This window comes from Sunxiuqinia elliptica (assembly GCF_900113005.1).
GTDB lineage: Bacteria > Bacteroidota > Bacteroidia > Bacteroidales > Prolixibacteraceae > Sunxiuqinia > Sunxiuqinia elliptica.
In genome coordinates this window covers 159,389-184,612 of record NZ_FONW01000005.1, presented here as the reverse complement: position 1 = coordinate 184,612, position 25,224 = coordinate 159,389, and the positions used below count along the sequence as shown (strand labels likewise).

Sequence of the window (25,224 nt, the reverse complement as noted above, 5' to 3'; positions counted from 1 at the left end):
TGAATATTTTCATACAACTTATCATTCCCCTAATGGGTGAAGTATCTTCATGTTAGGCAGGTTAAATAATCTGCCTAACATGAAAATTAGTTGCTCAATACATTAGTAGCCTGGATTTTGTTCGATATTTGAATTTGCATTCATCTCTGACAAAGGAATAGGAAACAATACATGGTGAGCTTTGGCTACTGTTATTCCTCTTTCCTGCGCGCGAGATATAAATACGCCCTGACGAATTTGGTCCTGCCGACCTTTTGCCTCGGCATAGAATTCCCATTCTCTCTCTTTTAAAAGGGCACTGCGCATAGCTTCTTTAGAAGGGAAATCGGCCAATGTTCTTACCGATACACCAGCTCTAATACGTACCTCATTAATTAAATCAACTGATTCCTGAGTTGGACCATTTAATTCATTCAATGCTTCTGCACGACTTAATAGAATATCTGAATATCTTACTGCTGGCATATCATTGCCATTTGCAGGGCCAACAGCATCCGGGTCAAATTCATATTTTAATGTCAGTGATTTATCATTCCCGTACAATTGAATGTGATTTCCTGAAGTATTGATATAATCTCTGACAAATAATTCTGCACGCTCATCTCCTTCTTCAAAAGAATCCAAAAAATCATCATAGAAGTATGTTTTTGCAGCATACACTGATTGGTTAGAAGCGAGAGGGTAATCAGTGGGAAAAGTAATTGCTTGCAGATAAGTACCTCCTCCTGAATTTCCGGAAGCACCCGATGCCGTGCGTGCTAAAGCCCAAAGCAATTCTTTATTCCCTTCATTGGCTATGGCGAAAACATCCTTATAATTTTGCAATAAGTCATATTTACCCATATCTATAATTGCTTGAGACAATTCAACCACTTTTTGCCACTGCTTAGTATTCAAATAGAATTTACACAAAATCCCCATTGCTGCACCTTTACTGGCTCTACCATATTCAACAGGCTCGTCGGGGAGTGACTGAATAGCCTGTAGCATATCTTTCTCGATTTGCATTTTCATTTCATCATCCGTTGCCTTTGCAAGCTCCGGATTGTCGAGAGTGGATGTTCGTAGAGGTACCGGGCCAAACAGATCGTAAAGTACAACATAACACCATCCTCTTATAAATGTAGCTTCGGCTCTCACCAATTTTTTAAATGGATCCGTTTCCTCTCCCACATTTTCCAAAAGCGTATTTGCATCTCTAATTCCCTGATAACAGGCGTTCCAGCTTGTACCCAGGTCATGATGGTTACTTGCCCAGGTAAAGGACCGTAACGGATTAAGACGTGCGGCTATCGCCCCTCCCTCGTTCCAGTTTTCGCCTGAACACATTGCAGATACATAAAATCTTGTAAGTCCTCCGGAATAGTAACGTAATTGTGCACTGGAATATGCATTGTACAAGGTTGACATTATAATTTCCTCGCTATTTGATTGAGGATCTAATTCGGAATAAACATTAGCATCCAATAAATCAGTACAACTGGTGGTGTGCATAAATACAACGACCACGAGTATTATCTTCAATATGTATTTTTTCATTTCTTATGTTTATTTTCGCGTGTTAAATTTTAAAAACTAAATCTGGCTCCGAAAGACCATGTCTGAGCTGGCGGATAACCACTGATATCAATTCGGGTACTTCCTCCTCCATTCGCATTTGCCTCTGGATCAGAGCCAATGTAATTCGAAATTGTAAGTAAGTTTTGTCCAGTTATGAAAACTTTGGCAGAACTCATAAACTTGATTCGGGAAACCGGAATATCATAGCTGAGTTGCACATTTTTAAGACGAATAAAGGAAGCATCTTGTACCGTAAGCGAGTTTGTTGTTCGATTACCGCCGTAGTCGTCGGGAAATACTCCTGAAGGCCATTTCGCATTAGTATTTTCCGGGGTCCATCGATCCAATGCAGTTGTTGTAATCCTATTTCTTCTAAAGTTTTTAGGGTATAAACTTTCAACCAGGTTCTGATTAATCAAATCAGCACCATATTGTCCCTGAATAAATATGTCGAATTGAAAACGATCATAGGAGATGGTGTTCTGTAATCCAAAAATAAAATCGGCATAAGGTTTTCCAATAATTTGTAAATCTTTCGTATCAATTTTCTTATCATCGTTGACATCTTCAAATTTGGGGTGACCTGGAAGTGCATCTGGTTGAGCTGATCCTGCTATATCATCTCCTTCTTGAAAAAGCCCAAGAACCTGATACCCATAATAAGCATTTAGAGGCTCGCCTTCCCTGATAATTGAATACCTGCCAACTACATCATTCAATCCACCGAGGCTTTCTACCCGATTCTTAACACTGGTGAAGTTTAACGAAGAACTCCATTCCAATCGATTTGTCTTTATATTAATCGTATTTAGAAGAAATTCGATTCCTGTGTTTTTCATTTTTCCGATGTTTGCTCTGCGGGATCCAAAACCGGTGGATTGTGGCATGGGTAGGTTATATAACATGTCTTTCGTGTACTTAATAAAGTAGTCACCAGTAAAACTAATTCTACCGTCTAAGAAAGCCACATCTAATCCTATATCTGTTTGTTCGGTTGTTTCCCATTTCAAATCAGGATTGGCCACACGTGAAGGTTCTATGCCTCGAACAATTGAGTTGTTAACCACTGCGTAACTATCACCTGGACTTAAAGTTGTTAGAAACTCGTAATTACCAATTGATTCGTTCCCAATCTGTCCCCAACTTGCTCTTAATTTTAAATTGTAAAATAAATCAGAAATAAAATCTTCTTCTGACAGCTTCCATGCTCCGGCAAAAGATGGGAAATAACCGTATTGGTTATTCTTCCCAAATCGAGAAGAGCCATCTGCACGGAACGACGCTGTAAGCAAGTATTTATTATCGATTGAATAATTCACTCTGGCGAGATAAGACAGCAATTTATTTTCACTTCGACCGCTGTATAACATGTCATTATCAGTATTACCCAACGAAAAATTATTGGTAAGCAAATCATCTGCCGGGAATCCGCTGATATCGCCAACAAAATGCCTTGAAGAGAAGCTTTGATAAGTAGTACCTCCAAGTACAGTAAGGTTATTATTCTGTCCTACTGACTTATTATAGGTCATCGTATATTCGAGAAGAACATTTGAACGCTCTAGTGTTGCAATATTTGCTAGACCACCCGCCCCTGAACCATGGAAAGTCAGCCTGGAATTATAGATATCTCTTCTGGAAGTAGCGCGATCAGTCCCAAAATTTAATTTGGCTTGTAAATTATTAGCAACATTATACTCAACATAAGCTGTCCCAAATGTTCTATTGGTAACACTTTTGCTAGAAATACCTTTGATTAACCTAACCGGATTTTGTACTGTTAGGTTAGAAGAGATCGTTAACTCTCCATTTTCATCGTAAACAGGTTCAGTTGGATCATACAGCAGGGCTGCATAAAGCGGTCCTCCCCCTTCATTATCGCCGCTATTATCAATGCTATTATTGTCATTAATTAAACTGGTATTTAAATTAATCCCAATTTTGGCCCTCTCACCAATCTTATGCTCTAAATTGACTCGACCAATGTACTTCTCAATACCTGTATTTTTAATTACGCCTTCCTGATTAAAATAATTTAAGGAAGCAAAGAAGGTTGTATTATCATCACCTGCTGTTGCTGAAAGATTATGCTCTTGAATAAGAGCTGTCCTGAATATTTGATCTTGCCAATCTGTTCCTTCAATACTTGCCACGTCTGACGGCGAAAAAACTGTTCCTTTACCCTCGGCCACTGAGAGTTCGTTAATAACTTGCATATATTCCTGAGAGGTCAGCAAATCATACCTATCTTTAACTGACTGTACTCCAAGGTTGGTGTTATAACTGACAGTTGTTTTCCCTTGTTTTCCTCTTTTTGTCGTGATAAGGATTACTCCGTTTGAGCCTCTTGCCCCATAGATTGCAGTAGCGCTCGCATCTTTAAGTATTTCTATTGATGCAATATCGTTGGGATTAAGAGAGTTTAATGGATTTCTTGCTTGATTCTTTCCAATATTCGCAGCTCCTCCTCCAGAAAACATACCGCTATTATCAACCGGTAAGCCATCGATAACGTAAAGCGGATCATTGCCTGCATTTACAGAAGACACACCACGAATACGTACTGAAATTCCACCACCTGGTTCCGCACTATATTGAGAAATTTGGACTCCTGCTACTTTTCCTGCCACCAATTGCTCCATTGAACCGTTAACTCCAGCGTTAAAATCGTCCTCTTTTATGGCTGAAACAGCTCCCGTTAAATCACTTTTCTTAATTACACCATATCCAACTGCCACCACCTCTTCTATACCAATGGCATCCTCTTCCATGGTTACATTGATTAGCGTATTTTTCGCAACCAGAATTTCTTCCGTTCTCATCCCCACAAAAGAAAAAACTAAAACCCCTTCTGCAGGAACACCATCAATCGTATAGTTTCCATCATAGTCCGTAATTGTTCCCTGGGTAGTCCCTTTTATAAGTACAGTTACACCCGGAAGCGGTTGACCACTAGCGTCCGTCACTTTTCCGGTGATCCTGCGTTTCTGCCCAACAATCTCTCGAAAACGATTATCCTTCTGTTTATGAATAATAATTAACTTGTTATTGACAGTGTAACTTAAGCCTGTTTGATCCATCAGGTAATTCATAATCTCATCAACAGGCTTATTTCTGACATCGAGCGTTACTTCCTTACTTAAATCAACTTCCCGATTATTGTAGAAAAAGGAAAACTCTGACTGATCTTCAATTTGGCCCAAGACTTGCTCTATAGACATATTTTGCCCGGACACACTGAGTTTTGTTTTTTGAGCATAGGTTGCTGCAGACACCTGCATAAACACCGCCAATAAAAACAAACAGGTTAGTTTCATAATTCGATAAATTTTGAGAAAGTCATCCCGCAGACCATACTCTCTCCTGGTTCGCTTTTTTTTCATAAATTTGAAATGTTTAGACAATTATTAATTTGATTGTTTTTAAGGCTGGATGTTGTGGCGACATTCAGCCTTACCTTTTTTACATAGGCTGGTATTTTAATTCAAATTTTCGTACTCCCAACTTTTGATAATCAATGGGTGAAGTAATTTTTAACGCATCCAGAACTTGCCAAATCGTCTCCTGATTTCTAAAACTTCCGGAGTAGACCATCGAGTCCAGCTCACTGGATTGATAGATCAGACTTACATCATACCAGCGTTCCAAGCGCTTAATTAAATCTGAAAATGGGATCTCTTCAAACATAAACTCCCCATTCACCCAAGCCAAATCAGCATCAATTCGAACTTTTTCACGAATTGGCTCCATCGTTTTCTGATCAAAACTGACCTTTTCGCCTGGAGTCAAATGAACTACTTGCTTGTTTATGGTTGACAACTGCACGCTTCCTTCGTATAGCGCTGTGCTAATCTGGCTGTCATCCGCATAACTACTTATATTGAATTTGGTTCCGGTAACGAGAACATCAAACTTTGGGGTTTCTATCGTAAAGGGGTGTTTTTTATCTGACTTAACTTCGAAATAAGCTTCCCCAACTAAACGGACGACCCGATTCTTACTTAAAAAGTCAGGGCTAATATCTAAACGGCTGTCCGAGTTCAGCTTCACTTTGGTACCATCAGCCAACGTTAATTCGGAACGAGAACCTGCCGGAACATAAAATGATTCCAACTGTTGAATGCCTTTTGAAGGTAATCCAGAAGGTAAAAGTCCCCCAAGTAGCAAGCCAATAACTAAAATAGCCGCTGCGGAAACAGCATACACCCAAGTTCTAACTTTGCGGTTTGATTGAGAACGAACTTGCCCTTTGTAAAATTTCAAAAGCTCGTCATTGGTATTAGCTTTCGTTTTAAACCCTGCATCCCAAGTGTCTTTCAGTTCCAAAAACTGTTTCTTATTCTTTGGATCCGCATTAACCCACTGTAATAAAAGGACTTCATCGTCATTCGAAAAATTACCATTCAAATAGCGGGCAATTAATTCATCATGTTTGCTTATTTCAGTCATAGTCTTATGCCTTTTTCTTGAGGCCTTTACTATAACACAACCAAAAACCGAAAACTACGTCAAAAAAAATCAGTTTTTTTATTTTCTATTGAGGGAGAAGATGGAAAGTAGAATTTTAAATTCTTGTTTTGTCAAATGTTCTCTCAATAACGACAGCCCCCTAAAAAGCTGGGTTTCAACCGTGCGAAGTGGAATTTGGAGTTGTTCTGCAATCTCCTTGTTTTTCAACCCTTCAAATCGACTTAACTCAATCACTTCCCGATATTTGGCAGGTAAAGCTGCAATAGCTCGGTGAATTTTATCAAGACTTTCCTTTTCGATCAACGACTTTTCTCCGCTTGCATAATGCTGGACTTCCAATGATTTCAGTTTGACAAATTCATCATGCGTTTGCCTTACTTTTTGATGTTTCAAGAAATTCAAACAAGTATTTCGTGTCGCATTAAACAAATAAGCTTTCAAATGTTCTTCTTCAAAATCAAACTTCTGTTTTTCCCAAACATGAGTAAAAACATCCTGCACAACATCCAATGCGGCCTCTTCATCTAACACAAACTTGTATGCATAGACAACCAATACTTGATGATAATTTCGAAAAATTGAATCAAAGTCAGACATAAGCTGCTTTTTTTAGCCCCGCCAATTTAATCAAATCGGGATACAACAGAAAAAGATTTATCATGTCGATTGAAAATAAGCCTCTTCTCAAGCCTTAATGCTCAATACATACTTATGGGAAAAGAAGCAAGAATTATGAATTTTAAAATTTTCAGAACCTGAGCAATAACCATGTTTCTTTTGAAGAAACTATTGTACTTTTGATTCAAAACCTGCGGGAAGGTCAATGGACTGACTTCAAGGGAAGAACATCAAATTTAAGTACGTTACAGGACGCATGCCTTTCTTTTTCGTGTTTGCTGAATGTGCAATGACTTTTCTTTCCTGCGTTCCCGCGCAAACCAAAAATCATGAATGCTGAAAAGCGCTTGGGCTTTATTGGAATTATCATCGAAGACCGCGACCAATGTTCTGCGGCTGTAAACGAACTACTAAGCGAACATGCCGACCATATCCTGGCAAGAACCGGCATCCCTAGAGTCAAAGGATCAACTTCGGTGATTACCTTGGTGGTAGATACCACTACGGATGAACTGGGAAAACTAACCGGGCGACTCGGAGCTATTCAGGGAGTTCAAGTAAAATCAGGACTAGCTAAAAAATAAAACCATGGAAACAGCAACTCAATCATTCATTCGAGAACAAGAAATACAGGATATCCTCGAAAAACACACTCATCCGGACAACCAGCAAGTACAGGATGTTTTAAGCAAAGCTGCTGAGATGAAAGGGCTGAACCTGCAGGAAGTAGCTGTACTTACTGGCATCAATGATCATGCTCAGCTTGAACAACTGTTTCAAACAGCCAACCAGATCAAAGACACCATTTATGGGAAACGCCTGGTACTCTTTGCACCACTTTACATTTCAAACCTGTGTGCCAATGAATGTACCTACTGTGCTTTTCGGGCCAAAAACAAAGCGATTGTTCGCCGTTCGCTAACTCAAGATGAAATTATTCACGAAACAGAAGCATTAATCAAACAGGGGCATAAACGCGTTCTGCTAGTTGCTGGCGAGTCCTATCCGCGTCAAGGATTTCAATATGTTTTAGATTCCATCCAATCGGTATATGCAGCCAAGCTTAACGATGCAGAAATTCGCCGGGTCAATGTCAATGTTGCACCACTGACAACCGAAGAATTTAAATTATTGAAAGCTGAGAAAATTGGCACTTACCAGATTTTTCAGGAAACTTACCATCGCGAGACCTATAAAAAGGTGCACATTGGTGGTAAAAAAATGAACTACGATTGGCGGCTCTCCTCCATACATCGAGCTATGGAAGCCGGCATTGATGATGTCGGAATCGGCGTTCTGTTTGGCTTGAATGATTATCGATTTGAGTTACTAGCCTTGATGCAACACAGTGCTGAACTGGAACGTGTTTTTGGCGTTGGCCCACATACCATAAGCGTTCCACGCATGGAACCAGCCACCGGATCTGACATGGCATCTCATCCTCCGTTCCCGGTTAGCGACCTGGAGTTCCGCAAGATTGTAGCTATTCTACGCTTGGCCGTTCCATACACAGGCATTATCATGTCGACTCGGGAAACCGCCAAGATGCGTCGGGAAACATTTGCCTTGGGCGTTTCCCAAATATCAGCTGGCAGCCGAACCAATCCGGGAGGATATGAAGAAGAAGTTGAAGATGAAGTTTCCGGACAATTCAGTCTGGGAGACCATCGTCCTTTGGATGAAGTAATTCGTGATGTCGCAGAAATGGGCTACATTCCTTCGTTCTGCACCGGCTGCTACCGACTGGGACGCACCGGCCAGGATTTTATGGATCTAGCCAAGCCTGGAGCAATAAAAGCACACTGTGGCCCCAATGCCCTCTCTAGTTTTATGGAATACCTGAACAACTATGCCACGCCTAAAACATTTGAAATTGGCAAGCAACTGGTAGAACAAACCATTGCCGGCATGCAAGGAGTACCAGCTGATCGAGCTCGAAAACTGGTTGACCGTGTAAACAATGGGCAAAGTGATGTTTTCTGTTAAGAGTGATTCGAAGCCTCAACCATTCCAACAACAGCATGGATAAAGCCAAAACCCGAGTTGAAACCGACCAAATAGGCTCCAGAGAGCTGCCAGCAGATGCCTTGTATGGCATCCATACGCTTCGTGCATTGGAAAACTTTCCGATTGCCTGCCGGAAAGTCAACCCGGAACTTGTGAAAGCGTATGGCTGGGTCAAGTTGGCCTGCGCACAAATCAACCGTAAATTGGCTTACTTCCCGGACGCACAAAAAGCTGATGCCATCGAACAAGCTTGTCATGAAATGGCCAGCGGACTTTTAATGGATGCCGTTTTGGTTGATGCCCTACAGGGAGGAGCGGGCACCTCAACCAATATGAATGTTAATGAGGTTATCGCCAACCGGGCACTTCAACTACTGGGAAAACCACTTGGGAGTTATCAGCTTATCTCTCCTTTAAACGACATCAATCGCCACCAATCCACTAACGATACCTACCCCACTGCTCTAAAACTGGCGGCTATCGTTCAGCTCCACCATTTGGAGCAATGGGTGCTTGAGTTGCAAGAAGCTTTTCAACAAAAGGAGAAAGCTTTTTCCAATATCGTCAAAATTGGCAGAACCCAGTTACAAGATGCGGTTTTAACAACTCTAGGACGAGAAATGGCAACCTATGCTGAAGCCTTAAACCGTGACCGCTGGCGCATATACAAGTGCGAAGAACGCCTGCGTGTTGTAAACCTCGGAGGAACAGCTATTGGAAGTGGACTGGGCGCTCCTCGCCAGTTCATTTTTCAGGTAACAGACCGTTTGCGCGAACTAACCAATACCTCACTGGCCCGGGCTGAAAACTTGATGGAAAACACTCAAAATACCGATGTTTTTATTGAAGTCTCTGGTATTTTAAAAGCCTGTGCCGGCACACTCATCAAAATAGCCAATGACTTACGATTGATGAGTAGCGGTCCTGATGCTGGATTTGGAGAAATCAATCTCCCTGTCCAACAAGCAGGATCAAGCATGATGCCTGGTAAAGTAAATCCGGTCATCCCTGAGGCTGTGATACAAGCTTCCACTCAAGTGATGGGCAATGACCAGATAATAGCCCAGGCAGCAGCTTCCGGCAACCTCGAGTTAAACCATCTGATGCCGCTTATTGCCGACAAGCTTTTGGAAAGTATTCAACTCTTGCAGCGAGCAACAAGTATTTTCAGTTCAAAATGCATCCACGGGTTAACTGCAAATCCAGAAAAATGTCGACAACATGTACTTAATTCAACGGCAGTAATTACAGCCTTGGTAGCAGAATTAGGCTACGAGAAATGTTCACAAATAACGCAACGAGCAACGGCCAGAAACCAAACAATTCGCGAGCTTATTCTTAAAGAGAAGCTGCTCAGTCCAGATGAATTTGATACTTTAATCAGTCCCGAAAGAGTTAATAAGCTAGGCTTTTAGCTTATCAAATCGACAAATCGAAATATTTCTAAATAAATGTTAAGGCTATTTTAATTTAGACTTATTCTTGATAAATTGCTCTCGTTATAAACTTAAAAATAGAAAATTATGAAAAAGTTGGTTTTAATGTTGGCTATTGTTTTCGCGTTTGGAGTTTCTGCTACTTATGCAGTTCAAGTTAATGAAACAAAAACAGAACAAGTAAGTACAGCAAATAAAGACGAGAAAGACAAAAAACAAACCAAAAAAGCTGACAAGAAAGAAGCTTGCGAAAAGAGCAAAAAAGAATGTTGCAGCAAGAAAAAATCTTGTGACGACAAAAAGTAATTCATCGATTAATAAAAGCAAAGCCGGTTATTCCGGCTTTTTTTATGCCCTTTCGGTTTAGCCTTCCCTCAAAATCAATCCATTCATTATCGCCCAGAACTCTTCAAGCCTCCCCAAAGCCATTCGCAATAATTCCAAAAATCATTGGAGAGATAAGCGATCATTCGTATTTTTCGAACAAAATACAAACGGATGAAAACCCCAAAATCTTTTCGGCTACACATTGGTCTTTTCGGCCGACGCAATGTTGGTAAATCCTCTCTGCTCAATGCACTTACGCAGCAAGAAGTTTCCATTGTTTCGGAAATAGCAGGAACAACCACTGACCCCGTTGAAAAACCGATGGAACTACTCCCCTTAGGGCCTGTTCTTTTTATCGATACAGCCGGGATTGATGATGTTGGGGCTTTGGGAGAAAAACGTATCCAAAAAACGGTAGGTGTTTTTGATCGAACCGATTTGGGAGTTATTGTTTCAAGTAGCCAGGAGTGGGGTGAATTTGAAGAGCAGATTTTACAACAACTTCAAGAACGAGAAGTTCCTGTTATCATTGTACTTAATAAAGCCGACTTACAAACAGCAAAGTCTTGCATGCTGAACAGCTTTTCCGTTTCTCAACTACCTGTAGTTGAAACCTCTGTTGTTACCAACCAAGGTATTTCCAAGCTGCGTCAAACCATATTAAAAAGTGCTCCCGACGATTTTATCAATCGCCCAAGTATTGTGGCTGATTTGGTTGGCCCCGGAGAAGCAGCGATTCTGGTTGTTCCGATTGATAAGGAAGCCCCCAAAGGCCGGTTGATTTTACCACAGGTACAAAGTATCCGCGATTTGTTGGATGGCGACTCTTTTTGCATGGTGGTAAAAGAACGTGAACTTCGAGAAGCACTTTCCAGGTTCAATAAACCTCCCAAGTTGGTGGTCACCGACAGTCAGGCTTTTTTAAAAGTAGCCGCAGATACTCCTCCAGATATTCCCCTGACAAGTTTCTCGATCCTTTTTGCCCGTCATCAAGGCGATTTGACCGAGATGGTTCGGGGAGCGATGGCCATTGACCAACTAAAGGCAGGTGACCGGGTTTTAATTGCCGAGGCTTGTTCGCATCATCCCATTGGCGAAGACATTGGCACGGTTAAAATTCCACGTTGGCTAACCCAATACGTTGGCGGACAACTACAGTTTGATCATGCACGAGGACGCGATTTTCCAGCAAATGTCGCCGACTATAAACTCATTATTCATTGCGGAGCCTGCATGTGGAATCGAAGAGAAATGCTGTCGCGCTTGATAAAAGCCCGCCAAGTAGGTGTTCCTCTCACCAATTATGGCCTAACCATTGCATACTCCTTAGGCATCTTTGAAAGGGCCTTACAGCCATTTCCCGCTGCTCTGGAAGTATACAAAGAACTGCAAGCAATAAAATAACAGCTTAGCTACCGAGCCACCTGACAACTTCATTACGAACCGATAAGGCGTCGCCGTAAAAGCTCACAAAAAGCTAATGTCAATTAACCAGTTGTCAACTTATCATTCAAACTAAGTTTCCTGCACTCCAAGCTATTTGCTTTCAGCCTGCAGCTCTAATTTTTAAACATCTAAAATGCAAGGGCCACATTAATTGTTGTCGATTCATTTTTTATCTAATTTAGCAACCTCTTTCACCTAAAAAGAGAAACAATAAACCAACAACCGTGACAACCATCATGCGTGAAAAAGTTGCATTAGCGAACTACGTAAGTTATTTTAGCCTAGTCAATTTAATTTCATTCTGCCAATTGGTTGTTACTTAAATATTGATAACCCATGAAGATTTTACTTTCTACTTTCTGCATCTTTTTTATTCTCCATACAGGATTTGCACAAGAACGCTACCTGGAAGAAATAACAGACAGCGTAAATGTTGAAACCTACACTTACATTCAAAAAGACGGACAAAACCTGGAACTGGACGTTTACAGTCCGGCTTTCGACAATGAGACTGAGCGTCCTGTATTGGTGTATGTTCATGGCGGCGGATTTTCAGGAGGAATAAGAAACAATGAAGGCACTGCCACCTTTTGCAAAAAATTTGCCCAACGAGGTTACGTTGCCGTGTCAATCACTTACCGCCTGCTTCGTAAAGGCACGAAAACAGGCTTTGGATGTGATTGTCCAACCAACGAAAAACTGGAAGCCATAGCCGCGGCAGTTGAAGACCTGCAAGATGCTACCTATTTCCTAATCACCAACTGGGAGAACCTAGGAATAAACCCACATCAAATCATCTTGGCAGGAAGTAGTGCTGGAGCAGAGACCGTGCTTCCCGCTGCTTATCAGCCTCCCTATTGCTACGGATTGGAGTCTGGACCTGTTTCTTATGCAGGCGTTATTTCAATGGCTGGAGCAATGGCTGATACCACTCAAATTTATGCTGATTCAGCAATTCCGTCGATGTTCTTTCATGGAACTTGCGACAACTTGGTTCCTTACGCTTCTGCACCACATCACTACTGTAGCGAAGACCGGGAAGGCTACCTCATGCTCCATGGGTCTAAAACCATTGCTGATAAATTGCAACAACTTGGAAAACCCTACTGGCTGTATACCGTGTGCGGAGGAAATCATAGCGTTGCAGGGTCTCCCATGTTTGACCAAGTGGAGGAAATGTTGACCTTCTGCCACAAATTTGTGCTGAACAATTCCCGGGATCAAATCCATACGATTATTCCCGGAGAACATAATTGCGACTATCCGGGTTTTAACTATTGCGCAAACTAAAACAGCTTATAAACAAATGAAGTAGACATGTTTAATCCACTAGTTCTATGAAAAATTAACATGCAAGTTTCATATCATACCTCATAAACAAATTAAACGGATGAAAATTACTATCTTTTTTGTCATGATCCTTCTAACTATCAGCCAAACAATTCAGGCTCAAACCGCTAACGTCATAACTTACAATATTCGTTACGCCAACGAAGGAGATGGAGAAAATGCTTGGTCCAAACGAAAAATACAAGTGACTGACCTGCTACGTTTTCATGAAGCCGATATCATTGGGCTACAGGAAGCCTTGTACGAACAAGTCACCGACATTTCCTTGCAACTACCAGGCTTTGATCAGATCGGCGTTGGCCGGGAAGACGGCAAAGCCAGAGGAGAGTATTCTCCAATTTTTTACAACAGTCGAAAATATCAGTTAAAAGATCATGGTTGGTTCTGGCTATCTGAAACACCAAACGTCCCCAGTATGGGATGGGATGCAGCTTGCAAGCGCATATGCACTTATGCCCTACTCGAAGATTACGACAAGCGAAAATCAGTTTGGGTGTTCAATACCCATTTTGACCACGTGGGCGATGAAGCTCGAATCAATTCTGCTCAACTGATTCTTGAGAAAATCGATTCGCTCAACACCCGTAACAATCCGGTTATTTTGATGGGCGATTTCAATTTAACTCCGGAATCGGCACCAATTGCACGTCTTGAGACTCAGCTAGCTGACAGCAAAAAGGTTTCAGCACAAGCTCCCTATGGGCCAGAGGGAACCTACAATGGATTCAATTTCAATAGTGAGCTAAAGAACCGAATTGACTACATCTTTATCAAAGGGAAAATTGAGGTTATGAAGTATGGCGTATTGACCGACTCTTACGAACAGCGCTATCCATCAGACCATCTTCCAGTACTTGTTGAAGTGGCTCTTTAAGTCTGAACTTTTTGGGGCTTTTGCTGTCCTTATGGGTAATGAAATTTGATTACCTGATTATCGGACAAGGATTGGCTGGCACCTTGCTTGTACACGCCTTAAACAAACAAGGGAAGTCGTGCATGGTGCTGGACAATCCGGAGCAGCCCAAAGCCTCTGAAGTTGCAGCAGGAGTTATTAATCCTGTTGTTTTTAGGCGACTAACCAAAAGCTGGCTCATTGATGAACTTTACCCCCAATTGCTCAATACCTATGCAGAGCTGGAGCAAAAATTCGGCACTCGCTTGTTTTACCCACTCCAAATCAAAAAAGTACTGGGTAAAGGAGAAGATGAATTTTGGCGGAAAAAGGTAAATTCAAACAAGCTCCAGAACTACCTGCTTGAAAATCCCGAACAAATCAGTTCGCCATACATTCATGCTCCGTTTGGAGTTGGCACAGTTTCTCAAAGCGGACGTATTGACCTCAAGCAACTGATTGAGAGCATGAGGCAACAGCTTCAAAAGCAAAACCGGATTCGATTTGAAAAAGTAGATTGGGAGAAACTCATTCTACAGGAAGACCGAGTCAGTTACCAAGACTTGGAAGCCCAAAAAGTCATTTTCTGTGAAGGCCATGCCGTTTCCCAAAATCCGTTTTTCAAAAACCTTCAGTTTAAGCATACCAAAGGAGAAGTGCTCCGGATAAAAACGACCACTTACGATGAAAACTTCATCCTCAACAAAGCCCTGTTTTTAATGCCCGAGGGAGATCAATTTTTCCGGTTGGGGGCAACCTACGATTGGGATGATCTAACGACTACGCCAAACGAGCAAGCAAAAATTGAACTCACAGAAAAGCTCAACAGGCTCTTCTCTGATTCGTATGAGGTGGTGGATCACCGGGCAGGAATTCGCCCAACGACACACGACCGACGTCCGGTTTTAGGGCTTCATCCCAAGTTCCCCCAAGTAGGAATTTTCAATGGGCTAGGCTCCAAGGGCACTATGCTCGGTCCCTATTTTGCCAATCAATTTGCCCGTTACTTATGCGAAAAAGATCAAACACTTCATCCCGAAGTCCACATCAATCGTTATTTCTAAGTTCGCCAAGTCGTATCAGGATGTCCTCAATAAAATTGCAATTCGCTTATATTCCTAAAGTTAAAAGTGTATTTTAGCGAATAAGAAAAAAATAGCCTTTGGAAAAATTCGGCGAAATCATCATTAATTTATCTGATCTCATTTGGGGTGCCCCTCTACTCATTCTATTATTGGGAGGAGGCCTTTACTTCCTCTTTCTCTCGCGACTAGCCCCAATCAAATACATTGGACATGCCATCCAGATTTTACGAGGGAAATATGATGATCCTGAAGAAGACGGCCAGCTACATCACTTCCAGGCATTGGCAACTGCCTTAGCCGGCACAGTTGGGATGGGGAATGTCAGTGGAGTGGCAATTGCTATCACCACCGGAGGCCCCGGTGCGGTATTTTGGATGTGGGTCTCTGCCTTAATTGGTGTAGCCACCAAATTTTTCACCTGCTCACTTGCTGTTATGTATCGCGGAAAAGACAGTGCAGGTGAAATCCAGGGAGGCCCCATGTATGTCATTACTGAAGGACTTGGCAAGAAGTGGAAACCCATGGCTCTCTTCTTTTCAATTGCAGCCATGCTAGGAGTACTTCCATTGTTTCAGGCTAACCAACTCACCCAAGCCATTGGCGATATTTTCTTAGAACAAAACGGACTTACTAGCTCTTTTACCAGCAACCTCATAATTGGCCTGTGCCTGGCAGCAATTGTTGCCCTTGTCATTTTAGGTGGGGTAAAACGAATTGGGAAAGTTACGGGTAGAGTTGTTCCTATGATGGTGGTTGTTTATGTCATTGCCATTTTATTCATTATTCTATCAAACACGGATCAGATCATCCCCAGCTTTCTTTTAATTTTTGAAGACGCCTTTACGGGCAAAGCAGTTCTTGGTGGTTCGCTGGGAGCCATCATTATTACCGGAGTTCGGCGCGCAGCATTTTCCAACGAAGCTGGAGTTGGCACAGCCCCAATGGCCCATGGTGCTGCAAAAACCAATGAGCCCATTCGTGAAGGATTAGTAGCCATGCTTGGCCCCATCATTGACACCATCATCATTTGTACCATGACGGCTCTGGCAATTATCATTACGGGAGTATGGAAGCATAGCGAAGCCGATGGAATTACGCTCACAGCCGAGGCCTTTGAGCAGGTCATTCCTTATGGCAGCTATTTGTTAACCATCTGTGTCAGCTTTTTTGCCCTGTCAACCATGTTTGCCTTTCCCTATTACGGCAGTAAGTGTTTGAGTTTTGTCGCTGGCGCCCGTTATCAAAATTGGTATCATTATGCCGTCGTTGTGCTTGTGGTTGTTGGAGCAGTTGCTCAGCTTAAAGTGGTCGTTAGCTTTTTCGACCTGGCCTTTGCCCTTATGGCGTTCCCTACAATGATTAGTGCAATCCTGCTTTCAGGCCATGTAAAGAAGGCAGCACGGGTCTATTTCAAAAAGCTTGAACTCAAACAATTTTAAAGAGTTAACTAAGCTAATTTGTTTTAACAGCGCTCTTTATTTGCTATAATAATAGCCATGTTTTTTATACCTTAGTCCCAATTATTTTTGAACTAAATCATAGAAAAATTCAACCATGAACAAAAACGTTTTACTCCTTTTGGCGATTATCTCTGGGTTGCTTTCCTGCGCACCCGAGGAGCCAACCGATTTAACCCAAAACAACGTTATTCCCAAGCCAGTATCCGTTACGGCTACCGGGAAAGCTTTTCGACTATCCGAGCAAACCAAGATCTATGTTCAGGCAGGCTCAAACCTTGAAGCAACAGCCCAATACCTGCAAGACAAGCTAACTCCTGCCACTGGCTTTCAATTGACCGTCGAAGCGGTCAGCGAAGCCCCCTCTGAAGGTATCTTCCTGACCACAACCAATGATTCTGAATTAGGAAATGAAGGCTATGCATTACAAATCGACAAAAAACTGCTAACCCTTCAAGTCAACAAGGCAGAAGGAGCTTTCCGCGGAATTCAAACGATTCGTCAGCTGTTACCGCTTTCCATAGCAAGTAGTAGCGTTCAACAAGCTGATTGGATGATTCCAACCGGAACAATTCACGACTTCCCGGAATATGAATTCCGTGGCACCATGCTTGATGTAGCCCGTCACTTTTTAGGAGCCGAAGATGTGAAGCACTTTATGGACCTGATGGCTTACTACAAGTTTAACGTTCTACACCTTCACCTGACTGATGACCAAGGCTGGCGCATTGAAATTAAATCGTGGCCAAAGCTGACCGAAATTGGTGGAAGCACCGAAGTTGGCGGTGGCGAAGGTGGTTTCTTCACCCAGGAACAATATACTGATTTGGTGAACTACGCTGCTGAGCGCTTCATTACCATCATTCCTGAAATTGATATGCCTGGCCATACCAATGCAGCGCTGGCGTCGTATGCTGAACTCAACTGCGATGGTAAAGCCACGGAGCTTTATACCGGAACTGAAGTTGGTTTTAGCACCCTCTGTACCGACAAGGAAATTACCTATGCATTTATCGATGATGTGATTGGAGAGTTGGCATCACTAACTCCCGGCCCTTACATCCACATCGGTGGAGATGAATCACATGTAACCAAAAAAGAAGACTACATTCCTTTTATCGAACGGGTACAAGACCTCGTTTATGCCCACGGGAAAACCATGATTGGCTGGGATGAAGTAACGCTCGCTAAATTGGATAAGCGTAGTATTGCTCAATACTGGTCAAGTGCTGAGAATGCTAAAAACGCCGTTCAGCAAGGTGTAAAAGTGATTATGTCACCAGCTAAAAAAGCCTACCTGGACATGCAATACGACTCTTTGTCGCCACTAGGTTTGCACTGGGCTGGGTATGTAGAAGTAGATACTGGCTACGACTGGGATCCAGTCAAACTGGAAAAAGAAATTGGCCGCGATAATATTCTGGGAATTGAAGCTCCTCTGTGGACTGAAACCGTTACCAATCGGGCCGATATGGAGTACCTGGTATTCCCTCGTTTAGCTGGATATGCTGAAATTGGCTGGTCGCCAACTGAAGGAAAAAGCTGGGATGAATACAAAGTTCGCCTAGCTGCTCATGGCAATCAATACGATACTTGGGGAATCAATTATTACCGATCAAAACTCGTTCCCTGGAACAAATAATTTATCGAAAAAGGCTGTCTTAAACGGGCAGCCTTTTTCATTTACCGGCTCCTGCGACTTCTTTTATTATCCTGCAACAGCTTTCCCCTTTCCTGCAGCTATTGCTGCCGCCCTGCTTCATTTTTTCAAGTCCCTGCGATCTTTATTACCGTCCTGCAATAGCATTAATGAATCCTGCGGCGCAGGAAAGCAAAAAACCAACGCAGAACGCCTCGGACTAACGCAGGGAACCTCGATCCATTGCAGGACAGCACCAATAGTAAGGATGAGCTCGCTCGAAACCTGCCAATCAGAAAACACAAAAGCCGAATTCTCAAACCAGTTAGCTTGGCTTGAAAATTCGGCTTGTTCTATTGTAAATTTTTTTCCTTTTTCCTGAATTATTTCACTTCGAAATCGAAGAGCTTTTTACCTTCCAAAAAGCCTTCCAAGCGATCGCCAATAGCCACAGGCCCAACTCCTGCCGGAGTTCCGGTATAAATCAGATCACCAATTTTAAGAGTAAAGTACTTCGAGACCTGGCTAATCAACTCATCAATGGCAAAAAGCATGTAAGCCGAATCGCCACGTTGTACCAACTCTCCATTCTTTTTTAGCTGAAATTTGATGGAGTTTAAATCGGGTAATTCCTCTTTGGCAACAAAGCTTGAAGAAATGACAGCCGACCGGTCAAACGCCTTTGCTTTCTCCCAAGGCAAACCTTTGTCCTTTAGCATATTTTGCAAATCACGCGCAGTAAAATCAACACCCAAGCCAACTTCATCGAAATAGCGGTTGGCAAAGCGTGGTTCAATGTTTTTACCCAAGCGGTTAATGCGAACAATCAACTCACACTCATAATGAACATCCTCGCTAAAGTCAGGAATGTAGAAAGGGTCGTTGTTCCGCAATAGGGCCGAGTCTGGTTTCATGAAAATAACCGGTTCATCCGGTATCTCATTGTTCAACTCCCGAACATGTTCACTGTAATTTCGTCCGATACAAATGATTTTCATTGGCTTCGTATTTTGTTAAAGTTATCTGCTTAAAGCCAGCGATTTCAGGATCAATCCTTCATCCGAAGCTTAATGGCTGTCAGTACTTTCTTGGTGTAAAGCGGAAATTCGCTGTTGATAATCCAGCCAAAATAACCAGGCTGCTCACGTAAAACTTTTTCGACCGGTACACCTTTGTTTTTCCCAAAGTTAAAGACCTCGACACCATTCTCATCATAAACAATTCTTCCAACGAAATCAACATTCCGATCGTAAGAAGAAAATTCACTCAAGGCATTAACATCGTTCTTAATAGGCACAGTTTTAATACCTTTATTGTCTTCATACTCTGTTTCCTCATAAACATCTAACTGAGCTTTCAGCACATCATAGGTGGCTTTGGTATCTGCCATAGCACTGTGGGCATCCACCAACTCCTGATGGCAATAAAACTTGAAAGCAGCCGCCAAAGTCCTTTTCTCCATTTTATGGAAAATAGCCTGAACATCAATAAACTTACGCTTTTTAAAATCGACATCTACTCCGACCCGAAGAAACTCTTCGGCCAACAGAGGAATGTCAAAACGATTTGAGTTAAACCCGGCTAAATCAGCACCTTCCAGAAAGTTAGCCAAGGTCTTCGCCACTTCCTTAAAGGTTGGAGCATCTTTCACATCATCATCATAGATACCATGAATTTTGCTGGATTGTTCTGGAATAGGCATCTCTGGATTGATTCGTAAATCGCGTTCCTCTTCCCTTCCATCCGGGTGTATTTTTAATAATGCTATTTCGACAATACGATCGGTTACAACATTGATCCCCGTGGTTTCAAGGTCTAGAAAAACCAGTGGGTTCTTTAAATTTAAGTTCATTTCTTTTTACATTTTGGCTTACACCTGTTGCTGCAAGCTATTTTTTAGATTAACTAAAACAAAAAAACCTAACAAAACAAATCTTGTTAGGTTTTAGCATGTTATTCAGTTACAATTTACGCATTAATCATCATTGGCATGAGTAGCATCAACACATCTTCTTCTTCAAAATCCTTTTCAGCAGGCAGCAATAAGCCGGCACGCGTTGGATCTGAAAGCTCCACTTTCACATCACCTGAAGAAAGATTTGACAAAATTTCCTGTAGGAAAGTAGATTTAAAGCCAATTTCAATTTCATCGCCTTCGTATTGACATTTCAAACGCTCGACAGCTGAAATTGAGAAATCGACATCCTGAGCAGAAACCACCAATTGGTTATCGTCAATATGCATTTTTATCAGGTTACTTGCCTGGTTGGCAAATACAGATACCCGTCTAATTGTATTGTACAATTCCAAACGGTCAACAATCATTTTATTGGAGTTGTTGGTCGGAATTACGGAGTTGTAACTTGGATAATTACCTTCTACCAAACGACAAATCAACTTGTAGTTGCTTAAGGTAAAAAAGGCATTTTTATCATCAAACTGAAGCTTCACATCAAACTCTTCTTTTGGAAGCAAGTTCTTCAGCAAAGCAGCTGGTTTTTTAGGCAGAATAAAAGACGACTCCACTTCTGCCTTGGCATCGCTACGCTTGTAACGAACCAATTTGTGTGCATCAGAAGCCACAAAGGTTAAATCCTCTGTTCCCAATTCAATGAAAATACCATTCATCACCGGACGCAACTCATCGTCAGCAGTTGCGAATAAGGTTTTGGTAATTCCATTAAACAGTACATCGTGATTCACTTCGATGGTTGCAGTTGCTTCTTCTTTCAATTCTGGAAGCTCTGGGAAATCTTCCCCATTTTGACCAACAATACTGAATTTACCGTTCTCCGAATAAATATCAATAGCTGATGTTTCAGTATTAATCTGAAAAGTCAGTGGTTGCTCTGGAAACTCTTTCAGGGTATCATTCAGCAACTTGGCCGGAACTGCAACATCACCATTTCCTTCTGTATTATCCAATTCGAGGCTGGTTATTAATGTCGACTCTAAGTCCGAAGCAGTAATCGTCAAGCGATTATCTTCCAGTTGAAATAAATAATTATCCAAGATGGGTAATGTATTTTTTGAACTAATCACCTTACTGATGGCATTCAGATGACTCAGTAATTCGGTACTGGAAACAACAAATTTCATTGATATCTATTTTAAATTTTTGACCTATTTTCCCGTGCTTTTAACGAACGATTTCGGTGCACAATCATACGAATATACAAACTTTGCATTTTTAAACCTATGCTTTCCTGGCAGTTTTTATACAAAGTAATTAACGGCTATAACGGTACCTTCGAATCACATTGAAAATCACCCCAAACAAGGCAATTACCAACAAAGGTAAAACCACATTTATTAACTGCCAGAAGAAGCGCTGCTCCCTAATTTTCACTTTATCCAGCAAGCGAATTTTGAACGCTTGCGACCGTAAAGCCATCAATCCGTCTTCATCGCACAAATAATTGATGGCATTGACCAGAAAATCCCGGTTCCCAAAGGTCTGTTGCGAGTAGCGATCGTAGCCTAAAGGAAGGGTTTGAATTTGCCCATTTCTTCGGGACACTTGGTTCGCGATTAAACTTCCATCAGCCAGCACAATCATTTTTGCATTTTTTGACTGCTCCACCACTGGAATACGTTGCGCATTAAAATCAGTGAGTACCCGGTTTTTGAAAACAGACTGAAACTGCCCTTCCAATAACACGCCAACAGCTAGCTTTTGTTCGTTAAACAAACTTTGCGAAGGTGGATTATTGATGCTTTGCAAGCTAACCTCAAGGGGAGTTTGTACACTTCGGGAGTAAGCCGAAGTATGCAAAATAACTGACTTTCTGACTTGCTCATCATTCCCAACCAAATCAATGGAACTCACAAACTCCGCTTTCACCCGATTAAGGTTGCGGCTCAGTTCATGATCTTGTGCCGGACTTAGCAATGGCGAATAATACCAAGGAGCCGGAGTATATTTCGGGGCACTTCCTACTGGTGCCGTGTTAACAGGAATCATCAGGCATTCAACATCCTGAACCAAGTTGGTATTAATGCGAACACCATAGCGAAATAACTGATCATTCAAATTCAGATCACGAGGAAAAGCAATAGTTGTCTCCCCCCTACTCAGGCTATCCAAACTTACCTGAACCGGATCAAGCAGCCACACCAGTTTGCCCCCTCGCATCAGATATTGATCAAGCAAAAACTTATCGGGCTCCGGAAAAGCCCGGACAGGATCAGCAATAACAAGTACATCAGGCAAAGTATCTCGATGGAAAAGATCACTTGCGCTCAAATCTGAAATTGTAAAGTTCTCGGATAAAGTTTGGCGGATATCCCGGGTTTCCGGCTCATCCAATTCTCCATGTCCTCCCAGAAAAGCAAGCTCAGGACGGTTATCGTCAACCAATTGCTTAAACGCACGCATCAACTCGTACTCCAGGGTCTCAATCGATTGATTCAGGTTCTCTTCAGCTGATAACGAAGGGTTATTTTTCAAAAAGTTTATACCTATATCGTAATCTTTGTATTTGATAACTGCTCCCGGGAAAATCAGCTTGGTTACGGTTCCCTCATCACGCTGTAGGCGCAAATCAGTCGGACGTAAGCCCAAACTCACCAGGCGATCAAACAATTTTTCTTGCTCCTTCGAAGTATTGACCAGTTCGTACGGATCCAGCTTTTCAAAGCGGATCCGAAAATCGGCATACGAATTCAAATCCTGAAGTTTCTCAACAACTGCTTGTTGTAACTTTCGAAAGCCCGGAGGCAACTCACCTTCCAGAAAAACATCCACCTTAACAGGAGCTTCCAACTGACCGATAATTTGCTCGGACACCGGAGACAAGGTATAGCGTTTTTCAGCAGTTAAATCGACTCGGAAAAACCAGTTTGAAGAAACGACAAGCAAAACCGCCAATCCACCAACTAGCCAAGCTATTTTTTTAAGCTGCGTTTTTAATGCTTTCAGTCTTGACTGAATCATTAAGCTCGTCAGGACCAACAAGGTAAAAGTAAAAGCCAGAAAATAAATTACATCGCGCGAATCGATCACTCCCCTGCTCATCGACAAGTAATGTTCATTGATCCCCAAGTTGATTAGCAACTCATTAATTGCCGGAGTCCAATTTAATGAAGCGGCAAATTCGAATCCCAGATAAGCCAGAAAAGAACCCAATAAGCCAACCACAAAAGCAACTACCGGGTTGTCAGTCAATGCTGAAGCCAAGACACCAATGGCGACATAGGCCGCAGCCAAACAAAACAGACCAATAAATGATCCCCAGGCAGCTCCTCCATCCCAATTACCTATCGGGTTACCCAACCAATAAATGGAGTAAAAATAAATTAAAGTTGGAAGCAGACAGATCAAGACCAAGACAAGCCCCGCCAGGTATTTAGCCCACACCAATTGCAATAACGACAGTGGGTGGGTCACCAAAATTTCCAGTGTTCCCAATCGACGTTCCTCTGCAAACAAACGCATTGTCAAGGCCGGAACCAGAAATAGAAAAATCCATGGAGCCAAAGCAAAGTAGCTATCCAGGCTTGCATAACCATTATCCAACAGGTTGTAATTTCCGGGTAATACCCACAAGAACAAGCCATTGGCAATTAAAAAAACAAAGGCAATTAAATAGCCAGTAAGCGATCCAAAAAAAACGGTGATTTCCTTGCGAAATAAACTGTACATGCTTGGTTTCGTTTTTGCTCAAACGAAGATAGAAAAAGATTACTTTTTTTCGTTCAATTTCTCAATGATCATGGCGGCAGCCCGCTCCGAGGCTCCTGCTTCGCCTAGCTGGCGATGCAACTCCTCATAATCGTTCAACTGTCTTTTACGATAAGTTGACTCATTCAAAAGCCTTCCCAACTCCTGTCGGATATTGGTCACCGAACAACGATGTTGCAGCAATTCTCTTACTGCTTCCTTTTTCAAAATCAAATTCACCAATGATACCCAGGAAATATTCAATACGTTCTGACCAATCCAGAAAAAGAAAGCGCCCCCCGCCATCCGGTAACATACAATTTGCGGACAACGCAAAATACCGGCTTCCAGCGAGACTGTTCCTGAGGCCAGAACAGCAACTTTAGCTTGCTGCAACACCTCGTAGGTTTGATTTTCAACTAAACGCACAGCATAACCATCCGTTAGCTTTTCGTAGACCGAAAGCTCCACATTAGGTGCAGCGGTTATCACCAACTGATAATCCTCTGAAAAAGCAGAGGCAGCTTCAAGCATTCGGGGCAATAGGGAGTTAATTTCCTGCAATCGACTTCCCGGCAACAAGGCAACAATCGGTTTTGATGGTAAGTTATTTTCAGCAATAAATGTGTCAAAATCAGGCTTGGCCGGTCTTTTAACCACCGCGTCCAGCACGGGGTTTCCAACATAATTCACCGAATACCCTAACTCCTTATAAAAGTCAGTTTCAAACGGAAGGATCGTAAACATCTCGTCGACATGAGCTTTAATTTGCTTGATACGATGTTTCTTCCAGGCCCAGATTTTTGGTGAGATATAGTAGTAAACACGAATGCCATGCTTTTGAGCAAACTCAGCCATTCTTAAATTGAAACCAGGATAATCAACCAGCACCAACACGTCAGGTTTGAAACTCAACAAGTCAGCTTCGCAAGTTTTAAAATTTCGCTTGATGGTTCTCAAGTTCAGAAGTACCGGAATAAATCCCATAAAAGCCATTTCCCGATAATGCTTTACCAAGCTCATACCCGCAGCTTCCATCAGCTCTCCGCCAAAGCCACGAACATCTGCTTCTGCATCTTGCTTTTTCAATGCTTCAATCAAATTTGATGCATGTAAGTCACCAGAAGCTTCGCCTGCAATAAAATAGTACTTCATAGTTTCGCAAATTAAAACACTATCCCTCAATTCTTTTCTCAAAACAGAGCCACAAAAGTAGCTCCAAAAATCGGGAAAGCCATATGTATACCATTCATAAAAAAGATACATATAAAATAT

General features: G+C 42.1%; 20 protein-coding genes. 11 read left to right on the top strand and 9 right to left on the bottom strand.

What is annotated here, in order from left to right; translation table 11 throughout:
* Positions 1–102: 102 nt before the first annotated feature.
* The 4 genes from BM156_RS11715 to BM156_RS11700 form a co-directional block, all read right to left on the bottom strand.
* Entirely contained in the window at positions 103–1,539 is a 1,437-nt protein-coding gene (locus BM156_RS11715) for a RagB/SusD family nutrient uptake outer membrane protein (protein ID WP_093920060.1), read from the bottom strand.
* 29 nt (positions 1,540–1,568) lie between these two features.
* Positions 1,569–4,877: a TonB-dependent receptor gene (locus tag BM156_RS11710; RefSeq protein ID WP_170846945.1), complete on the bottom strand. Its 3,309-nt coding sequence runs from the start codon at positions 4,875–4,877 to the stop codon at positions 1,569–1,571.
* A 145-nt stretch (positions 4,878–5,022) separates the two neighbouring features.
* The gene (locus BM156_RS11705; RefSeq protein ID WP_093920058.1) at positions 5,023–6,009 is read right to left on the bottom strand and encodes a FecR family protein; all 987 of its coding nucleotides are present in this window, start codon (positions 6,007–6,009) and stop codon (positions 5,023–5,025) included.
* 78 nt (positions 6,010–6,087) lie between these two features.
* On the bottom strand, positions 6,088–6,627 hold the full coding sequence (locus tag BM156_RS11700; RefSeq protein ID WP_093920057.1) for an RNA polymerase sigma-70 factor: 540 nt from the start codon (positions 6,625–6,627) through the stop codon (positions 6,088–6,090).
* 350 nt (positions 6,628–6,977) lie between these two features.
* Between BM156_RS11700 and BM156_RS11695 the strand changes: the two genes are divergently transcribed.
* The 11 genes from BM156_RS11695 to BM156_RS11645 all read left to right on the top strand — a co-directional run bounded on the left by BM156_RS11695 (position 6,978) and on the right by BM156_RS11645 (position 18,669).
* Positions 6,978–7,232 (top strand): TM1266 family iron-only hydrogenase system putative regulator, encoded by a 255-nt coding sequence (locus BM156_RS11695; RefSeq protein WP_093920056.1) that lies wholly within the window; start codon positions 6,978–6,980, stop codon positions 7,230–7,232.
* Between the two features lie 4 nt (positions 7,233–7,236).
* A complete protein-coding gene (hydG, locus tag BM156_RS11690) occupies positions 7,237–8,634 on the top strand; it encodes a [FeFe] hydrogenase H-cluster radical SAM maturase HydG (protein WP_093920055.1) in 1,398 nt (465 codons plus the stop codon).
* A 35-nt stretch (positions 8,635–8,669) separates the two neighbouring features.
* Positions 8,670–10,070, top strand: coding sequence for an aspartate ammonia-lyase (locus BM156_RS11685; protein WP_093920054.1), 1,401 nt, complete (start codon positions 8,670–8,672; stop codon positions 10,068–10,070).
* A 108-nt stretch (positions 10,071–10,178) separates the two neighbouring features.
* A complete protein-coding gene (locus tag BM156_RS11680) occupies positions 10,179–10,397 on the top strand; it encodes a conotoxin (protein WP_093920053.1) in 219 nt (72 codons plus the stop codon).
* A gap of 192 nt (positions 10,398–10,589) precedes the next feature.
* Positions 10,590–11,822, top strand: a complete 1,233-nt coding sequence (gene hydF / locus BM156_RS11675; protein ID WP_093920052.1) for a [FeFe] hydrogenase H-cluster maturation GTPase HydF — start codon at positions 10,590–10,592, stop codon at positions 11,820–11,822.
* A 378-nt stretch (positions 11,823–12,200) separates the two neighbouring features.
* Positions 12,201–13,154, top strand: coding sequence for an alpha/beta hydrolase (locus tag BM156_RS11670; RefSeq protein WP_093920051.1), 954 nt, complete (start codon positions 12,201–12,203; stop codon positions 13,152–13,154).
* 100 nt (positions 13,155–13,254) lie between these two features.
* A complete protein-coding gene (locus BM156_RS11665; RefSeq protein ID WP_093920050.1) occupies positions 13,255–14,088 on the top strand; it encodes an endonuclease/exonuclease/phosphatase family protein in 834 nt (277 codons plus the stop codon).
* Positions 14,089–14,126: 38 nt separating this feature from the next.
* Positions 14,127–15,170 carry an NAD(P)/FAD-dependent oxidoreductase gene (locus BM156_RS11660; protein ID WP_093920049.1) on the top strand — a complete coding sequence of 348 codons (1,044 nt, stop codon included), beginning with the start codon at positions 14,127–14,129 and terminating at the stop codon, positions 15,168–15,170.
* 98 nt (positions 15,171–15,268) lie between these two features.
* Positions 15,269–16,630 (top strand): alanine/glycine:cation symporter family protein, encoded by a 1,362-nt coding sequence (locus BM156_RS11655; protein ID WP_093920048.1) that lies wholly within the window; start codon positions 15,269–15,271, stop codon positions 16,628–16,630.
* 115 nt (positions 16,631–16,745) lie between these two features.
* The gene (locus tag BM156_RS11650; RefSeq protein WP_093920047.1) at positions 16,746–18,290 is read left to right on the top strand and encodes a beta-N-acetylhexosaminidase; all 1,545 of its coding nucleotides are present in this window, start codon (positions 16,746–16,748) and stop codon (positions 18,288–18,290) included.
* Positions 18,223–18,669: a hypothetical protein gene (locus tag BM156_RS11645; RefSeq protein WP_093920046.1), complete on the top strand. Its 447-nt coding sequence runs from the start codon at positions 18,223–18,225 to the stop codon at positions 18,667–18,669. Before BM156_RS11650 ends, BM156_RS11645 begins: the two co-directional genes overlap by 68 nt.
* Position 18,670: 1 nt before the next feature.
* Here BM156_RS11645 and BM156_RS11640 read toward each other — a convergent pair whose 3' ends face one another.
* The 5 genes from BM156_RS11640 to lpxB form a co-directional block, all read right to left on the bottom strand.
* Entirely contained in the window at positions 18,671–19,285 is a 615-nt protein-coding gene (locus BM156_RS11640; protein WP_093920045.1) for a fumarylacetoacetate hydrolase family protein, read from the bottom strand.
* A 50-nt stretch (positions 19,286–19,335) separates the two neighbouring features.
* Positions 19,336–20,139: a 3'-5' exonuclease gene (locus BM156_RS11635; protein WP_093920044.1), complete on the bottom strand. Its 804-nt coding sequence runs from the start codon at positions 20,137–20,139 to the stop codon at positions 19,336–19,338.
* A 116-nt stretch (positions 20,140–20,255) separates the two neighbouring features.
* On the bottom strand, positions 20,256–21,386 hold the full coding sequence (gene dnaN / locus BM156_RS11630; protein WP_093920043.1) for a DNA polymerase III subunit beta: 1,131 nt from the start codon (positions 21,384–21,386) through the stop codon (positions 20,256–20,258).
* Positions 21,387–21,516: 130 nt separating this feature from the next.
* Positions 21,517–23,931 (bottom strand): gliding motility-associated ABC transporter substrate-binding protein GldG, encoded by a 2,415-nt coding sequence (gene gldG, locus BM156_RS11625; protein ID WP_093920042.1) that lies wholly within the window; start codon positions 23,929–23,931, stop codon positions 21,517–21,519.
* A gap of 39 nt (positions 23,932–23,970) precedes the next feature.
* Positions 23,971–25,104: a lipid-A-disaccharide synthase gene (gene lpxB, locus BM156_RS11620; RefSeq protein WP_093920136.1), complete on the bottom strand. Its 1,134-nt coding sequence runs from the start codon at positions 25,102–25,104 to the stop codon at positions 23,971–23,973.
* Between the last annotated feature and the right edge of the window lie 120 nt (positions 25,105–25,224).

Excerpts from the sequence above, each read along its gene's own strand:
- gldG (WP_093920042.1), bottom strand. The coding sequence starts at position 23,931 with ATGTACAGTTTATTTCGCAAGGAAATCACCGTTTTTTTTGGATCGCTT.
- BM156_RS11680 (WP_093920053.1), top strand. The coding sequence starts at position 10,179 with ATGAAAAAGTTGGTTTTAATGTTGGCTATTGTTTTCGCGTTTGGAGTT.
- BM156_RS11710 (WP_170846945.1), bottom strand. The coding sequence starts at position 4,877 with ATGAAACTAACCTGTTTGTTTTTATTGGCGGTGTTTATGCAGGTGTCT.
- lpxB (WP_093920136.1), bottom strand. The coding sequence starts at position 25,104 with ATGAAGTACTATTTTATTGCAGGCGAAGCTTCTGGTGACTTACATGCA.
- BM156_RS11645 (WP_093920046.1), top strand. The coding sequence starts at position 18,223 with ATGGCAATCAATACGATACTTGGGGAATCAATTATTACCGATCAAAAC.
- BM156_RS11715 (WP_093920060.1), bottom strand. The coding sequence starts at position 1,539 with ATGAAAAAATACATATTGAAGATAATACTCGTGGTCGTTGTATTTATG.
- hydG (WP_093920055.1), top strand. The coding sequence starts at position 7,237 with ATGGAAACAGCAACTCAATCATTCATTCGAGAACAAGAAATACAGGAT.
- BM156_RS11665 (WP_093920050.1), top strand. The coding sequence starts at position 13,255 with ATGAAAATTACTATCTTTTTTGTCATGATCCTTCTAACTATCAGCCAA.
- BM156_RS11685 (WP_093920054.1), top strand. The coding sequence starts at position 8,670 with ATGGATAAAGCCAAAACCCGAGTTGAAACCGACCAAATAGGCTCCAGA.
- BM156_RS11705 (WP_093920058.1), bottom strand. The coding sequence starts at position 6,009 with ATGACTGAAATAAGCAAACATGATGAATTAATTGCCCGCTATTTGAAT.
- BM156_RS11670 (WP_093920051.1), top strand. The coding sequence starts at position 12,201 with ATGAAGATTTTACTTTCTACTTTCTGCATCTTTTTTATTCTCCATACA.
- dnaN (WP_093920043.1), bottom strand. The coding sequence starts at position 21,386 with ATGAAATTTGTTGTTTCCAGTACCGAATTACTGAGTCATCTGAATGCC.
- BM156_RS11640 (WP_093920045.1), bottom strand. The coding sequence starts at position 19,285 with ATGAAAATCATTTGTATCGGACGAAATTACAGTGAACATGTTCGGGAG.
- BM156_RS11660 (WP_093920049.1), top strand. The coding sequence starts at position 14,127 with ATGAAATTTGATTACCTGATTATCGGACAAGGATTGGCTGGCACCTTG.
- BM156_RS11700 (WP_093920057.1), bottom strand. The coding sequence starts at position 6,627 with ATGTCTGACTTTGATTCAATTTTTCGAAATTATCATCAAGTATTGGTT.
- BM156_RS11635 (WP_093920044.1), bottom strand. The coding sequence starts at position 20,139 with ATGAACTTAAATTTAAAGAACCCACTGGTTTTTCTAGACCTTGAAACC.
- BM156_RS11695 (WP_093920056.1), top strand. The coding sequence starts at position 6,978 with ATGAATGCTGAAAAGCGCTTGGGCTTTATTGGAATTATCATCGAAGAC.
- hydF (WP_093920052.1), top strand. The coding sequence starts at position 10,590 with ATGAAAACCCCAAAATCTTTTCGGCTACACATTGGTCTTTTCGGCCGA.
- BM156_RS11650 (WP_093920047.1), top strand. The coding sequence starts at position 16,746 with ATGAACAAAAACGTTTTACTCCTTTTGGCGATTATCTCTGGGTTGCTT.